The 14,269-nt window shown below is 54.1% G+C and carries 15 protein-coding genes and 1 tRNA gene; 5 read left to right on the top strand and 11 right to left on the bottom strand.

Annotated elements, in window-relative coordinates; genetic code table 11:
- Positions 1-97: 97 nt before the first annotated feature.
- The 6 genes from IM271_RS12145 to rlmE form a co-directional block, all read right to left on the bottom strand.
- Positions 98-184: transfer RNA gene (locus IM271_RS12145), tRNA-Leu, on the bottom strand.
- A 9-nt stretch (positions 185-193) separates the two neighbouring features.
- The gene (gene secG, locus IM271_RS12140) at positions 194-526 is read right to left on the bottom strand and encodes a preprotein translocase subunit SecG (protein ID WP_003861803.1); all 333 of its coding nucleotides are present in this window, start codon (positions 524-526) and stop codon (positions 194-196) included.
- Positions 527-749: 223 nt separating this feature from the next.
- Complete coding sequence (gene glmM / locus IM271_RS12135) at positions 750-2,087, bottom strand: phosphoglucosamine mutase (RefSeq protein ID WP_028014552.1); 1,338 nt, start codon at positions 2,085-2,087, stop codon at positions 750-752.
- A complete protein-coding gene (gene folP / locus IM271_RS12130; RefSeq protein WP_193052646.1) occupies positions 2,080-2,928 on the bottom strand; it encodes a dihydropteroate synthase in 849 nt (282 codons plus the stop codon). The genes glmM and folP overlap by 8 nt, the downstream gene beginning before the upstream one ends.
- Before the next feature lie 99 nt (positions 2,929-3,027).
- Positions 3,028-4,962, bottom strand: coding sequence for an ATP-dependent zinc metalloprotease FtsH (gene ftsH / locus IM271_RS12125; RefSeq protein ID WP_013098921.1), 1,935 nt, complete (start codon positions 4,960-4,962; stop codon positions 3,028-3,030).
- 102 nt (positions 4,963-5,064) lie between these two features.
- Positions 5,065-5,691, bottom strand: coding sequence for a 23S rRNA (uridine(2552)-2'-O)-methyltransferase RlmE (gene rlmE / locus IM271_RS12120; RefSeq protein ID WP_003861812.1), 627 nt, complete (start codon positions 5,689-5,691; stop codon positions 5,065-5,067).
- Between the two features lie 127 nt (positions 5,692-5,818).
- Here rlmE and yhbY point away from each other — a divergent pair, with 127 nt between their 5' ends.
- Positions 5,819-6,112, top strand: coding sequence for a ribosome assembly RNA-binding protein YhbY (yhbY, locus tag IM271_RS12115; RefSeq protein WP_003861814.1), 294 nt, complete (start codon positions 5,819-5,821; stop codon positions 6,110-6,112).
- A gap of 152 nt (positions 6,113-6,264) precedes the next feature.
- Here the strand turns inward: yhbY and greA are convergent, their stop codons facing one another.
- Positions 6,265-6,741 (bottom strand): transcription elongation factor GreA, encoded by a 477-nt coding sequence (greA, locus tag IM271_RS12110; RefSeq protein WP_006812122.1) that lies wholly within the window; start codon positions 6,739-6,741, stop codon positions 6,265-6,267.
- Positions 6,742-6,969: 228 nt separating this feature from the next.
- On the opposite strand from greA, the gene dacB reads away from it, so the two are divergent.
- Genes dacB through pmrB form a run of 3 tightly spaced genes read left to right on the top strand, consistent with a single transcriptional unit; the run spans position 6,970 to position 10,108 of the window.
- Positions 6,970-8,403, top strand: coding sequence for a serine-type D-Ala-D-Ala carboxypeptidase (dacB, locus tag IM271_RS12105; protein WP_028014554.1), 1,434 nt, complete (start codon positions 6,970-6,972; stop codon positions 8,401-8,403).
- A 2-nt stretch (positions 8,404-8,405) separates the two neighbouring features.
- Positions 8,406-9,068 (top strand): two-component system response regulator PmrA, encoded by a 663-nt coding sequence (gene pmrA, locus IM271_RS12100; protein ID WP_028014555.1) that lies wholly within the window; start codon positions 8,406-8,408, stop codon positions 9,066-9,068.
- Entirely contained in the window at positions 9,065-10,108 is a 1,044-nt protein-coding gene (gene pmrB, locus IM271_RS12095) for a two-component system sensor histidine kinase PmrB (RefSeq protein WP_041907874.1), read from the top strand. Before pmrA ends, pmrB begins: the two co-directional genes overlap by 4 nt.
- Before the next feature lie 33 nt (positions 10,109-10,141).
- Here the strand turns inward: pmrB and cgtA are convergent, their stop codons facing one another.
- The 4 genes from cgtA to rplU all read right to left on the bottom strand — a co-directional run bounded on the left by cgtA (position 10,142) and on the right by rplU (position 12,979).
- On the bottom strand, positions 10,142-11,314 hold the full coding sequence (cgtA, locus tag IM271_RS12090) for an Obg family GTPase CgtA (protein WP_014885381.1): 1,173 nt from the start codon (positions 11,312-11,314) through the stop codon (positions 10,142-10,144).
- 15 nt (positions 11,315-11,329) lie between these two features.
- A complete protein-coding gene (locus IM271_RS12085) occupies positions 11,330-12,295 on the bottom strand; it encodes a DMT family transporter (protein ID WP_028014557.1) in 966 nt (321 codons plus the stop codon).
- 95 nt (positions 12,296-12,390) lie between these two features.
- A complete protein-coding gene (gene rpmA, locus IM271_RS12080) occupies positions 12,391-12,648 on the bottom strand; it encodes a 50S ribosomal protein L27 (protein ID WP_004385076.1) in 258 nt (85 codons plus the stop codon).
- A 19-nt stretch (positions 12,649-12,667) separates the two neighbouring features.
- Positions 12,668-12,979: a 50S ribosomal protein L21 gene (gene rplU, locus IM271_RS12075; protein WP_003025032.1), complete on the bottom strand. Its 312-nt coding sequence runs from the start codon at positions 12,977-12,979 to the stop codon at positions 12,668-12,670.
- 257 nt (positions 12,980-13,236) lie between these two features.
- Here rplU and ispB point away from each other — a divergent pair, with 257 nt between their 5' ends.
- Positions 13,237-14,208 (top strand): octaprenyl diphosphate synthase, encoded by a 972-nt coding sequence (gene ispB, locus IM271_RS12070; protein ID WP_193052645.1) that lies wholly within the window; start codon positions 13,237-13,239, stop codon positions 14,206-14,208.
- Positions 14,209-14,269: the final 61 nt, after the last annotated feature.

Here is a 14,269-nt window from a genome sequence, read left to right as displayed (position 1 = left end):
CCATTTTGCCCGGTGGCGCTGCGCTTACCGGGCCTACGAAAGGCAAAAGCTACAGACGAAAAAAAAGACGCCTTTCGACGTCTTTCTTCTGGAATATTGGTACCGAGGATGGGACTCGAACCCACAAGCCCGTTAGGGCACTACCACCTCAAGGTAGCGTGTCTACCAATTCCACCACCTCGGTACGGAATACTTACTGCGGGATATCGCTGGTTGGCTTAGCCGGTGCAGCTGGCTGAGTCTGCTCAGTTTTTGCTGGCGCGCTCAGGTTTTCCCACTCGCTTCCTTTGCTGGTCTTGTTGCTGTTGATATTGCCCAGCACCAGACTGATGATGAAGAACAGCGTAGCCAGAATCGCCGTCGTGCGGGTCATGAAGTTCGCAGAACCACTTGAACCGAACAGCGTACCGGAAGCGCCTGCTCCGAAGGAGGCTCCCATATCAGCGCCTTTACCTTGCTGCAGCATAATCAGCGCTACGAGAGCGATGGCTACAATAAGGAAAATAACTAAAAGAGCTTCGTACATAATCAACCTGTTCCTTGCGGATTTGCCGCATACCAATGCTTCGACCAATTAGCAGGATTTTTGTTTCCCACTGAAGCGGGTGTGAATACTAACCAAAGCGAATGGCCTTCGCAAGGGCATTTTCGACGCATTGTATCAACTGCGGAAAAAAACAGCAAAAAGCCATTAATTGCTTAAAACAAAGGCGGCAAACGCCGCCTTTTTAAACATTTAGCATGCAAGATTATGCAGCTTTTACGGCATCCGCAATACGGTGCGCAAATTCGGTGACCTGCGCTTCGTCTTCGCCTTCCACCATCACGCGGATCAGTGGTTCGGTACCGGACTTACGCAGCAGCACGCGTCCACGGCTGCCCAGCGCCGCTTCAACGTCAGCCATTACCGCTTTCACGTTGTCATTTTCCAGCGGATCGCCTTTACCCGCAGTGAAACGCACGTTCACCAGGATCTGCGGGAACATTTTCATCCCGCTGCACAGATCGTGCAGGCTCATATGGTTGCGCGCCATCGCGGCAACCACCTGAAGCGCAGCTACGATACCGTCGCCAGTCGTGGTTTTGTCGAGCAGGATCACGTGGCCGGAGTTCTCAGCACCAATGCGCCAGCCCTTCTCCTGCAGCTTTTCAAGCACGTAGCGGTCGCCCACTTTCGCGCGGACGAACGGAATACCGAGCTGTTTCAGCGCCAGCTCCAGACCCATGTTGCTCATCAGCGTCCCAACCGCGCCGCCGCGCAGCTGACCCTGGCGCAGGCCTTCACGGGCAATGATGTAGAGGATCTGATCGCCGTCGACTTTATTACCTTCGTGGTCAACCATGATCACGCGGTCACCGTCGCCGTCCAGGGCAATACCCAGATCGGCTTTTTCCGCCAGCACGCGCGCCTGCAGGGCGCGCACGTCCGTCGCCCCGACTTCTTCGTTAATGTTCAGACCATCCGGCTCGCAGCCGATGGCGATCACTTTCGCACCCAGCTCGCGGAAGACATTCGGCGCAATGTGATAGGTCGCACCGTTCGCACAGTCCACCACAATTTTAAGATGCGCCAGGCTCAGCTCGTTCGGGAAGGTGCCTTTGCAGAATTCGATATAACGACCCGCCGCATCGACGATACGGTTCGCTTTACCCAGCTCGGCGGAATCAACACAGGTGATCTCTTTTTCCATTTCGGCTTCAATGGCCTCTTCCACTTCGTCCGGCAGCTTGGTGCCGTCAATGGAGAAGAACTTGATGCCGTTGTCGTAGAACGGATTATGGGACGCCGAGATCACAATTCCCGCTTCCGCGCGGAAGGTGCGCGTAAGGTAGGCAACAGCAGGCGTTGGCATTGGGCCAGTAAACGAGGCTGAAAGCCCTGCAGCCGCCAGACCCGCTTCCAACGCAGATTCCAGCATATAGCCCGAAATACGGGTATCTTTACCAATAATGATCTTACGTGAGCCATGACGCGCCAGTACCTTGCCGGCAGCCCAGCCGAGCTTCAGAACAAAATCAGGGGTAATTGGAGCATCGCCTACGCGCCCACGGATACCATCGGTACCAAAATATTTACGGTTACTCATAGCGTTTGTTTTCCTTCGCTGCCAGTGTGGCTTCCACCACACGCATGGCTTCTACTGTTTCTTTGACGTCATGGACACGGATAATGTGCGCGCCTTGCATCGCCGCAATTACCGCGCAGGCCAGGCTGCCACTCAGGCGCTCGCTCGGTCCTACATTCAGCAATTGGCCAATCATCGACTTTCTCGACATACCCACCAGCAGCGGCAGACCAAAGTGATGAAATTCCGATAAGCGCGCAAGCAACGCATAATTGTGTGAGAGATTTTTACCGAAACCGAACCCCGGGTCGAGCAGCAATTTCTCTTTTGGGATGCCTGCACGCTCACAGCGTTCGATATGCTCAATAAAGAAGCGATTCACGTCGGCAAAGACATCATCATACTTCGGCGCTTCCTGCATGGTTTTCGGTTGCCCCTGCATGTGCATCAGGCATACCGGCAAGCCGGTTTCTGCAGCGGCCTCGATCGCACCCGGTTCGGTCAGCGAGCGGATATCATTGATAATGTGAGCGCCCACTCTCGCCACTTCACGGATCACTTCTGGTTTGGACGTGTCGACGGAGATCCACACCTCGAAACGTTGCGCGATTGCCTCAACCACCGGCACCACGCGCGCCAGCTCTTCTTCCACCGAAACATCTGTCGCGCCGGGACGCGTCGATTCACCGCCCACGTCAATGATAGTGGCACCCGCGTTGATCATTAGATTTGCGTGCTTAACCGCGTCGATAAGCGTGTTATGCGTGCCGCCGTCAGAGAAGGAGTCAGGGGTAACATTCAGGATCCCCATCACGTGCGGATGTGAAAGATCGAGATGCGTGTCCTGGGCGAAGAGTTTCATGGTTAAATCCCTGGTTTTAATATGGTTAAACAGATAAGAAAAAACCCCGGAGCAAGCTCCAGGGTTTGGGGTACAGACAAACGCTTCAACAGCAGTGACTTACTTGTCGCCCAACTGCTCTGACATGGTGTTGCCCGGGTTTGGCGTACGCGGTTCATCGACCGGACGCGGCGCGCGCGGGGTACCATTGTTGTCAGAATTGTTGGAAGCGCCTGGGTCTTCCCAGCCTGCTGGCGGGCGCACTTCGCGGCGAGCCATCAGGTCGTCAATCTGCGGTGCATCGATGGTCTCATATTTCATGAGCGCATCTTTCATCGAATGCAGAATGTCCATATTGTCGTTCAGGATCTGACGCGCGCGACCGTAGTTACGTTCAATCAGCGCTTTCACTTCCTGGTCGATGATACGTGCCGTCTCATCAGACATATGTTTTGCTTTCGCCACGGAGCGGCCCAGGAATACTTCACCCTCTTCCTCTGCATACAACAGCGGACCGAGTTTGTCGGAGAAGCCCCACTGAGTGACCATGTTACGCGCCAGGTTTGTCGCCACTTTAATGTCGTTCGACGCACCGGTAGAAACGTGTTCTGGACCGTAGATGATCTCTTCTGCCAGACGACCGCCGTACAGGGTCGAAATCTGGCTTTCCAGCTTCTGACGGCTGGCGCTGATCGCGTCGCCCTCAGGCAGGAAGAAGGTCACACCCAGCGCACGGCCGCGCGGAATAATCGTTACCTTGTGTACCGGATCGTGTTCCGGCACCAGGCGACCGATAATCGCGTGACCCGCTTCGTGGTAAGCCGTGGACTCTTTCTGCGCTTCCGTCATCACCATGGAGCGACGTTCCGCACCCATCATGATTTTGTCTTTCGCTTTCTCGAACTCCACCATGGAGACCACGCGCTTGTTACCGCGAGCGGCAAACAGTGCAGCTTCGTTGACCAGGTTAGCCAGGTCCGCACCGGAGAAGCCCGGGGTACCGCGCGCAATGATGGCCGCGTCGATATCTGGCGCCAGCGGTACGCGACGCATGTGCACTTTCAGAATCTGTTCACGGCCACGAACATCCGGCAGACCGACAACAACCTGACGGTCGAAACGGCCTGGACGCAGCAGCGCAGGGTCAAGTACGTCCGGACGGTTAGTCGCCGCGATAACGATAATACCTTCGTTACCTTCGAAGCCGTCCATCTCAACCAGCATCTGGTTCAGGGTCTGCTCACGCTCATCGTGACCACCGCCCAGGCCCGCGCCACGCTGGCGGCCTACGGCGTCGATTTCATCGATAAAGATGATGCACGGTGCTGCCTTCTTGGCCTGCTCGAACATGTCACGCACACGAGATGCACCGACACCCACGAACATTTCAACGAAGTCAGAACCTGAAATAGTAAAGAACGGCACCTTCGCTTCACCCGCGATGGCTTTCGCCAGCAGGGTTTTACCCGTACCCGGAGGGCCTACCATCAGGACGCCTTTCGGGATCTTACCGCCCAGTTTCTGGAAACGGCTCGGCTCGCGCAGGTATTCAACCAGTTCACCCACTTCTTCTTTTGCTTCGTCACAACCGGCGACGTCAGCAAACGTGGTCTTGATCTGGTCTTCCGTCAGCATACGCGCCTTGCTCTTACCGAACGACATGGCACCTTTGCCACCGCCGCCCTGCATCTGGCGCATAAAGAAGATCCAGACGCCGATAAGAAGCAGCATCGGGAACCAGGAAATGAAGATAGAAGCCAGCAGGCTTGGTTCTTCTGGCGGCTCGCCTACCACTTTGACGTTTTTGGTCAGAAGGTTATCAAGCAGCTTAGGATCGTTCACCGGGATGTAAGTCGTGTAACGGTTACTATCTTTCTTGGTAACGTTGATCTCACGTCCGTTGATACGCGCTTCGCGAACCTGGTCCTGATTGACCTCTTGCAGGAAGGTAGAATAATCCACCTTGCGGCCATTCGACTCGCTGGGCCCAAAGCTCTGGAATACTGACATCAGCACAACGGCAATGACCAGCCAGAGTATTAGGTTTTTCGCCATGTCACTCAAGGGATTAACCTCATATTACAACTGTGTTAAAAACAGCGTCAGGATACTCTATATCCAGTTTCATTCAAACTTTCGTCTGAAATCTCCCGGTTATCATTTTCGCCCGGTCGCTACAATATACACTTCACGGGAACGGGCCCGGGAAGAGTCCGGCTTACGAACTTTGACCTTCGCAAACAGGGAGCGAATTTCCTTAAGATACTCCTCGAAACCTTCGCCCTGAAACACCTTCACAACAAAACTACCACCAGGCGCTAGTACATCACGACACATTTCTAACGCTAGCTCCACCAGATACATGGCGCGGGGGATATCCACCGCCGGTGTTCCGCACATATTTGGTGCCATATCCGACATGACAACCTGGACCTTACTGTCACCAACACGATCAAGTAACGCTTTCAGCACTAATTCATCACGAAAGTCGCCCTGAAGGAAGTCGACACCAACGATGGGATCCATTGGTAAAAGATCGCACGCGATGATTCGGCCCGTTCCGCCGATCTGCGTTACCGCATACTGGGACCATCCGCCAGGTGCCGCACCGAGGTCGACAACCGTCATCCCCGGCTTAAAAAGTTTGTCACTTTGCTGTATTTCATCAAGTTTAAACCAGGCACGGGAACGTAACCCCTTTTTCTGTGCCTGTTGAACATATTTATCGCTAAAGTGTTCCTGAAGCCAGCGGCTGGAACTGGCAGAACGCTTTTTACCTGTCATTTAACATTTCCGTCCTGGTTCATCGTTGCTTGCCTGTGACGTAAATTTCTACGCAGCTATTTGGCGATATAAGGGAGATGGCGGTAGAATGAACCGTTTTCAATCCCAACGTAAGCAAAAATATACGATGAATCTGAGTACTAAACAAAAACAGCACCTTAAAGGTCTGGCACATCCGCTCAAGCCTGTAGTCATGCTTGGCAACAATGGTTTGACCGAAGGGGTGCTTGCCGAGATTGAACAAGCGCTGGAACACCACGAGCTGATCAAGGTGAAAATCGCCTCTGAAGACAGAGACACTAAAAACCTGATCGTGGAAGCCATCGTGCGCGAAACCGGCGCCTGTAATGTACAGGTCATCGGTAAAACGCTGGTGCTCTATCGCCCATCTAAAGAGCGTAAAATCTCGCTGCCACGCTAAGGATATCCTGAATCAATCACATTTTCTGTGTGAAACGAGGGATTTCTTTCAGCAGGCTCAGCAAAATGCCATGCTCCTTGAGTTGATAAAAGGCCGCTATGCGGCCTTTTTCTTTTCTTTACAATGTATCAACATCTTAGTAGAGAAGCGAATTACAGGTATTCAACCTTGATAATTTCGTATTCCACTTCACCGCCAGGGGTGCGGATGGTGACAACATCGTCCTGCTCTTTGCCAATCAGGCCGCGAGCAATGGGTGAGTTCACCGAAATCAGGTTCTGTTTGAAGTCTGCTTCATCATCGCCCACGATGCGATAGGTTTGCTCTTCATCGTTGTCGAGGTTCAGAACGCTGACGGTAGAACCAAAGATCACGCGACCGTTGTTAGGCATTTTGGTGATATCAATAACCTGTGCATTAGACAGTTTCGCTTCGATATCTTTAATGCGCCCTTCACAGAAACCCTGCTGCTCGCGCGCCGCATGGTATTCAGCATTCTCTTTCAAGTCGCCATGCTCACGGGCTTCCGCGATAGCGGCGATGATTTCAGGGCGACGCACGGATTTCAGGAAATCCAGCTCTTCGCGCAGTTTTTCGGCACCACGTAAGGTCATCGGAATAGCTTGCATTTGTTATACCTCTTAAACATTCCTGTTGGGAGCAGTGTTCCCTGCTCCTGCCCCCCGAAGCGGGCAAGAAGCAAAAAGAAAACCGACCCGGGAGCGACGCCCCAGGTCAGCAGCAATTTTTCAATTTGATACGCATTTTACCGCGAAGTTCACTATGGGTCATCGTTTACTTTGCAGTGCCATGCACCGTAGTATGACGGTTTGTTTTCGGGTTGTTAGCGCGAGATTATGCGATTTTCCAGTTTTATCATCGGATTGACTACCAGTATAACGTTCACCGCCCAGGCCGCGAATGTTGATGAGTACATTAATCAGCTCCCCGCAGGCGCGAACCTCGCCCTGATGGTGCAGAAGGTTGGCGCACAGGCTCCCGAGATTGACTATCACAGTCAACAGATGGCGCTGCCTGCCAGTACCCAGAAGGTGATCACTGCCCTCGCCGCCCTGCTCCAGCTCGGGCCTGACTTCCGTTTTACCACCACGCTTGAAACCAAAGGTAACGTCGACGGTGGCGAACTGAAAGGCGATCTTATCGCCCGTTTCGGTGGCGATCCCACCTTTAAGCGCCAGGATATCCGCAACATGGTAGCGGTGTTGAAAAAATCGGGCGTGACAAAAATCGATGGCAACGTGCTGATCGATACCTCCATTTTTGCCAGCCACGATAAAGCACCAGGCTGGCCGTGGAACGACATGACGCAGTGCTTTAGCGCCCCGCCAGCCGCCGCGATTGTTGACCGCAACTGCTTCTCGATTTCCCTTTACAGCGCGCCCAAGCCAGATGATTTAGCCTTCATTCGCGTGGCATCTTACTATCCGGTGACCATGTTTAGCCAGGTGCGAACGCTGGCTAAAGGCTCCCCTGATGCCCAGTACTGCGAACTGGACGTGGTGCCTGGCGATCTTAACCGCTACACCCTCACCGGCTGCCTGACGCAGCGCGCCGATCCCCTTCCGCTGGCCTTCGCGATTCAGGATGGCGCAAGCTATGCGGGTGCGATTCTCAAGGATGAGCTGAAGCAGGCGGGAATAACCTACTCCGGCACGCTGCTACGCCAGACGCAGGTCAACCAGCCCGGAACGGTCATTGCCAGCAAACAGTCGCCACCGCTGCACGATTTGCTGCGAATTATGCTGAAAAAGTCTGACAACATGATTGCCGACACCGTGTTCCGCATGATTGGCCACGCGCGTTTCGGCGTGCCGGGAACCTGGCGCGCGGGCTCAGACGCTGTTCGTCAGATCCTGCGCCAGCAGGCGGGAATCGATCTGGGTAACACTATCGCCGTTGATGGTTCAGGATTATCGCGTCATAACCTGATTGCCCCGGCCACCATGATGCAGGTGCTTCAGTACATTGCACAACATGACACTGAGCTAAACTTTATCTCAATGCTGCCGCTTGCCGGACACGACGGTTCGCTGCAGTACCGCGCCGGGCTTCATGCAGCGGGTGTGGATGGCAAAGTCTCCGCGAAAACAGGTTCACTGCAGGGGGTGTATAACCTGGCAGGGTTCATCACGACCGCCAGCGGACAGCGCATGGCATTCGTGCAGTATCTTTCCGGCTATGCCGTCGAACCGACCGACCAGCGCAACCGCCGTATTCCACTGGTTCGCTTCGAAAGCAGGCTTTATAAAGACATCTACCAGAATAACTAGCGATGAAACTACTTATAGTTGAAGACGATCTGTTATTACAGGAAGGACTGGCTCTGGGACTCGCCAATGAAGGCTATGCCCTGGACTGTGCCGGCACCGCGGCAGAAGCAGATGCCCTGATCCAGAGCGGCGAATACAGCCTGGTGATCCTTGACCTGGGCTTGCCAGACAAAGACGGCGCGACGCTGCTTACCCAGTGGCGTCGCCGGGGCATCGCCAATCCGGTGTTAATCCTGACGGCACGCGACGCCATTGAAGATCGTATTACCGGCCTTGATGCTGGCGCCGATGATTACCTGGTGAAGCCCTTTGCGCTTGCAGAACTTCAGGCTCGGGTGCGAGCGTTAATACGCCGTTATCAGGGCCATAGTGATAACTTACTAACCGACGGGGACATTACCCTGAATCTGCAAACCCAGCAGGTATTGCGCCAGTCCCAGCCCGTTGAAGTTACACCAAAAGAGTTCGCCTTGCTGACGCGTCTGATCATGCGAAGCGGACAAACGGTACACAGAGAAACCCTTCAGCAGGATATCTATTCCTGGCAGGACGATCCGGGGTCAAATACCCTGGAAGTCCACATCCACAACCTGCGTCGTAAGCTCGGCAAAGACCGGATTAAAACCGTCCGCGGCGTTGGCTACCGCCTGGAGAGCCAGAAATGAACAGCATGCGTCGGCGATTAATGGTGTTGCTGGCGGTCATTCTGTTATTTTTCCAGCTGATAAGCGTCATTTGGTTGTGGCACGAAAGCCGCGAGCAGATTGGCTTTCTGGTGAACGAAACGCTGTCGGCAAAATCGCGTAACAACCACGTCGAGAAAGAGATCCGCGAAGCGATTGCCTCGCTGCTGGTTCCTTCTCTGGTGATGGTTGGGTTTACGTTGTTTTTCTCGTTCTGGGCGGTTACCTGGATAACCCGACCGCTGAACAAACTGCGCGTGAGCCTGGCTAACCGTTCGGCGGATAACCTAACCCCACTTCCTATGTATTCCGACATGGAAGAAATCGGCGCCGTTACCACCTCGCTCAATCAGCTACTCGCCAGGCTGGACAGTACCATTCAGCAGGAGCGTCTCTTCACGGCTGACGCCGCCCATGAACTGCGAACGCCTCTTGCCGGAATCAGGCTCCATCTGGAGCTCATGGCCCAGTCAGGCTCTACGCAGGCCACGACGCTCATCAGCCGTATTGACCAGCTAATGCACACCGTTGAGCAACTGCTGATGCTGGCCCGTGCAGGACAGGCAATGGCGAGCGGCCACTATGAAACCATCAACTGGACGGACACCATTATCACGCCTCTTGGTCTTGAGCATGAAGCCAAAGAGCATACGGTGATTTGGCCTGCTAAAAGCGCGCTCACGGTTCAGGGAGACGCGGTACTGCTGCGGCTGATGCTGCGCAACCTGCTGGAGAATGCCGGGCGCTACAGCCCGACAGGCACCACGATTACCGTGACGCTTACCGAGGTCGAAGGCGGTACTCAGCTCAGCGTTATCGATCAGGGGCCTGGTATTGACGAAGCGCATCGACAGTCGATCACGGAGCCGTTCCGTCGCCTCGATCAGCGTTACGGCGGCAGCGGCCTGGGCCTGAGTATCGTACAGCGCATCCTGCAGCTTCATCACGGTAAGCTGATGCTGGAGAATGGTGCTGAAGGCGGCCTGATAGCAAGCTGCTGGCTGCCCTCAACGCTGGAATGAAAAAAGCCCCCTGATGGGGGCTTTGGACAGATATTAGTGCTTGTAGATGAACTCGACGCCTTCTTCGTCGTCTTCATCCCAGTCATCGTCCCAGTCGTCTTCCTCTTCCGCTTCCAGCTCTTCGAGCTGCTGGCGGTGGTAGTCATCCCACATGAATTCGACTTTTTCTGGCTGTTTCGCTTCTTCAGCCTGAACGACAGGGTTCTCGATGATGAAGGTCATCACATCCCAGCAGAGATCTTTCACGCCAACCTGGCTTGCCGCGGAGATAAGGTAGTATTTATCTTCCCAGCCCATTGCTTCGGCAATCGCTTTGGCTTTCGCTTCGGCTTCCGCTTTATCCATCAGGTCGATCTTGTTGAAGACCAGCCAGCGTGGCTTACTCGCCAGTTTTTCGCTGTATTTTTCCAGCTCACCGATAATGATACGGGCGTTTTCAACCGGATCGGAACCGTCGATCGGATCGATGTCGATGAGGTGCAACAGTACGCGGCAACGCTCAAGGTGCTTCAGGAAGCGAATACCCAGACCAGCGCCTTCCGCAGCGCCTTCAATCAGGCCCGGAATATCGGCGACCACAAAGCTCTTCTCGTTATCCATACGGACAACGCCGAGGCTTGGTACCAGCGTGGTAAACGGATAGTCCGCTACTTTTGGCTTGGCCGCAGAGACGGCGCGAATAAAGGTCGATTTACCTGCGTTTGGCATACCCAGCATGCCCACGTCAGCCAGCAGCATCAGTTCAAGTTGCAGGTCGCGCTTATCACCCGGGGTACCCATCGTTTTCTGGCGCGGGGTACGGTTAACGGAAGATTTGAAACGGCTGTTACCCAGACCGTGCCAGCCGCCTTTCGCCACCATCAGGCGCTGACCGTGTTTAGTCATATCGCCCATGGTTTCACCGGTGCCCTGATCGATAACGCGCGTACCGACCGGAACCTTAATGGTCACGTCTTTACCGCGTTTACCGGTACAGTCACGGCTCTGGCCGTTCTGTCCGCGTTCTGCGCGGAAGGATTTTTCAAAGCGGTAGTCGATCAGCGTGTTGAGGTTTTCATCCGCCTCCAGCCACACGTCACCACCATCGCCACCGTCACCGCCGTCAGGGCCGCCACGAGGAATATATTTTTCACGGCGGAAGCTTACACAACCGTTACCGCCATCACCTGCCACGACCAGAATCGTCGCTTCATCAACAAACTTCATTTTACTCTCCGTAACTCATTCGCCTGAGCGGGGGACTACTACGACCGCTTCATTTTTGCGCCAACGTCCCCAAAGACGATGACCAATGGCGGAATACATCGCGCCCGCAACCACGACAAACGCACCGAGATAGCCCAACAGGTTGAGCATCGGTCTGACGAAGACATCGGGCCAGGCCATTGATAACAAATCTGAAAATAACAGCGTAAACAGCGGGGTAAGCGTGATCAATGCGCTCACCTGTGCTGCCTGCCAGCGCGCCATCGCTTCCGCCAGCGCGCCATAACCGACCAGCGTGTTAAGCCCACAAAAAATGAGGCACGCCAGTTGCCAGTCGCTCAGCTGGGTAATGACGCCCGGCTTCGCTAACGGCAATAATGCCACTGTACACAAAGTGTACAGCAAAAAAAGGATCTGCTGTGAGGCCAGGCGACGCAATAACACCTTTTGCGCGACGCCATAGCTCACCCAGACCGTTGCTGCACCCACGCCGAAGATCACGCCCCAGGTGTAGTCCGTAAGCCGGGTAAAAATCTCGATCAGGCTGGTGTTGAAGAACATCACCAGGCCGCATAGCAGCATGCTTGCCCCGATAATCTGCGTCCCGCGCATCTTCTCTTTGAGGATGAACACGCTCGCGACCATCATGCCCACAGGCGAAAGCTGACCAATCACCTGAGACGCCGTAGGGCTCAAATACTGCAGGGAAGAGCTGAACAGGATAAAGTTACCGAACAGACCGCCCGTCGCAATGGCCAGTAACACCAGCCATCGAGGTTTGCGGAAGAGCCGTAGCGGTGGAAGCTTGCCTTTAACTGCAAGGATGGTCCCGAGACCAATGCTTGCCATCAGGAAGCGATAAAAGACCACCGTAGGCGGCTCCATCACTTCCAGTACCTGCTTCATTGCAATCGGCAGCGCACCCCAGCACATTGCGGTCGTGAGCGCCAAAAGAATACCAATGCCGGCCTGCTGCTTCATGCCCGTTTTCCCTACAGAAAATTTTCCGGGTTTCCAATGTAAAAAGCCCCGCAACACGTTGCGGGGCTTTAATCCGTTACCGGACCGAGAAAACCTTACTCAGCAACGATGCTGATGTATTTACGGTTGTTCGGGCCTTTAACTTCAAATTTCACTTTACCGTCTGCTTTAGCAAACAGAGTGTGGTCACGACCGCAACCTACGTTGTTGCCAGCGTGGAATTTGGTACCACGTTGACGAACGATGATGCTACCCGCCAGAACGGATTCGCCACCGAAACGCTTAACGCCCAGGCGTTTAGCTTCTGAATCGCGACCGTTACGTGTGGAGCCGCCAGCCTTTTTATGTGCCATTTAAATCTCTCCTCAGGTCTTAGGCGCTGATGCCAGTAATTTTCACATCAGTGAACCACTGACGGTGGCCCTGCTGCTTACGGTAGTGTTTACGACGACGAAACTTAACGATTTTAACTTTCTCGCCACGACCGTGTGCAACAACTTCAGCTTTAATAACGCCGCCATCAACGAAAGGAACGCCGATTTTGACTTCTTCACCGTTTGCGATCATCAGAACTTCTGCGAACTCAACAGATTCGCCAGTTGCGATGTCCAGCTTTTCCAGGCGAACGGTCTGACCTTCGCTTACTCGGTGTTGTTTACCACCACTTTGGAAAACCGCGTACATATAAACTCCGCTTCCGCGCACGTCCTCGTATGAATCAGAGTGCGCTATAAATATTCACAATAGGGCGCGAATATTACGCAAAACGCGAGCCTTTGACAAGTGCTACCGTCAATACATGAAGAAAAAAAACACAACACGTACGGTAACGTTTATCTGAGCCGTTTTTTCAGTACAATCAGCACTACTATTGATAAACCGAAACCCTTCGTTACCCCATTTAAGATGGGATCAACAGGATAAAAAGCCCGGCTTTTGCGATGAATTTAGAAAAAATCAACGAGTTAACCGCGCAAGATATGGCGGGTGTAAATGCAGCAATCCTGGAGCAACTCAACTCTGACGTTCAACTGATCAATCAGTTGGGCTATTACATTGTCAGCGGCGGCGGTAAACGCATTCGCCCGATGATTGCCATTCTGGCTGCCAGAGCCGTTGGCTATCAGGGAAATGCCCACGTGACGATCGCCGCGCTGATCGAATTTATTCACACCGCGACGCTTCTGCATGACGATGTTGTGGATGAATCCGATATGCGTCGTGGCAAGGCCACGGCAAACGCTGCCTTCGGGAACGCCGCCAGCGTTCTGGTCGGGGACTTTATCTATACCCGCGCCTTCCAGATGATGACCAGCCTGGGTTCTCTGAAAGTGCTCGAGGTGATGTCCGAAGCCGTCAACGTCATCGCTGAAGGCGAAGTGCTGCAGCTGATGAACGTCAATGACCCTGATATCACCGAAGAAAACTACATGCGCGTTATCTACAGCAAAACAGCGCGCCTGTTTGAAGCGGCAGCCCAGTGTTCCGGCATCCTGGCTGGCTGTTCCGAGGCGCAGGAAAAAGGACTGCAGGATTATGGGCGCTACCTGGGTACTGCCTTCCAGCTGATTGATGATTTGCTGGACTATAGCGCGGACGGCGAAACGCTCGGCAAAAACGTTGGCGATGACCTGAACGAAGGCAAACCGACCCTGCCGCTGCTTCACGCGATGCGTCACGGAACGGCCGACCAGGCGAAAATGATCCGTGAGGCGATCGAACAGGGAAATGGTCGCCATCTTCTGGTACCTGTACTGGAAACGATGGCCATCTGCGGCTCGCTGGAATGGACGCGTCAGCGTGCTGAAGAAGAGGCTGACAAAGCCATCGAAGCTCTCCAGGTTATTCCAGACAGCCCATGGCGCGATGCTCTGATTGGTCTTGCCCACATCGCTGTTCAACGCGACCGTTAATCTTGCCCCCACCTCCCCGTATCCATCGCGGGGAGGTTCAAAAACGCACCAGTAAATTCCG

It is taken from the genome of Enterobacter cloacae complex sp. I3 (genome assembly GCF_014896175.1).
Lineage (GTDB): Bacteria > Pseudomonadota > Gammaproteobacteria > Enterobacterales > Enterobacteriaceae > Enterobacter > Enterobacter bugandensis.
The sequence above is the reverse complement of the archived record's forward strand: the minus strand, read 5'-3'. Positions and strand labels throughout refer to the sequence as shown.

Coding starts and splice junctions, on each gene's coding strand:
- secG (WP_003861803.1), bottom strand. CDS start 526: ATGTACGAAGCTCTTTTAGTTATTTTCCTTATTGTAGCCATCGCTCTC.
- glmM (WP_028014552.1), bottom strand. CDS start 2,087: ATGAGTAACCGTAAATATTTTGGTACCGATGGTATCCGTGGGCGCGTA.
- folP (WP_193052646.1), bottom strand. CDS start 2,928: ATGAAACTCTTCGCCCAGGACACGCATCTCGATCTTTCACATCCGCAC.
- ftsH (WP_013098921.1), bottom strand. CDS start 4,962: ATGGCGAAAAACCTAATACTCTGGCTGGTCATTGCCGTTGTGCTGATG.
- rlmE (WP_003861812.1), bottom strand. CDS start 5,691: ATGACAGGTAAAAAGCGTTCTGCCAGTTCCAGCCGCTGGCTTCAGGAA.
- yhbY (WP_003861814.1), top strand. CDS start 5,819: ATGAATCTGAGTACTAAACAAAAACAGCACCTTAAAGGTCTGGCACAT.
- greA (WP_006812122.1), bottom strand. CDS start 6,741: ATGCAAGCTATTCCGATGACCTTACGTGGTGCCGAAAAACTGCGCGAA.
- dacB (WP_028014554.1), top strand. CDS start 6,970: ATGCGATTTTCCAGTTTTATCATCGGATTGACTACCAGTATAACGTTC.
- pmrA (WP_028014555.1), top strand. CDS start 8,406: ATGAAACTACTTATAGTTGAAGACGATCTGTTATTACAGGAAGGACTG.
- pmrB (WP_041907874.1), top strand. CDS start 9,065: ATGAACAGCATGCGTCGGCGATTAATGGTGTTGCTGGCGGTCATTCTG.
- cgtA (WP_014885381.1), bottom strand. CDS start 11,314: ATGAAGTTTGTTGATGAAGCGACGATTCTGGTCGTGGCAGGTGATGGC.
- IM271_RS12085 (WP_028014557.1), bottom strand. CDS start 12,295: ATGAAGCAGCAGGCCGGCATTGGTATTCTTTTGGCGCTCACGACCGCA.
- rpmA (WP_004385076.1), bottom strand. CDS start 12,648: ATGGCACATAAAAAGGCTGGCGGCTCCACACGTAACGGTCGCGATTCA.
- rplU (WP_003025032.1), bottom strand. CDS start 12,979: ATGTACGCGGTTTTCCAAAGTGGTGGTAAACAACACCGAGTAAGCGAA.
- ispB (WP_193052645.1), top strand. CDS start 13,237: ATGAATTTAGAAAAAATCAACGAGTTAACCGCGCAAGATATGGCGGGT.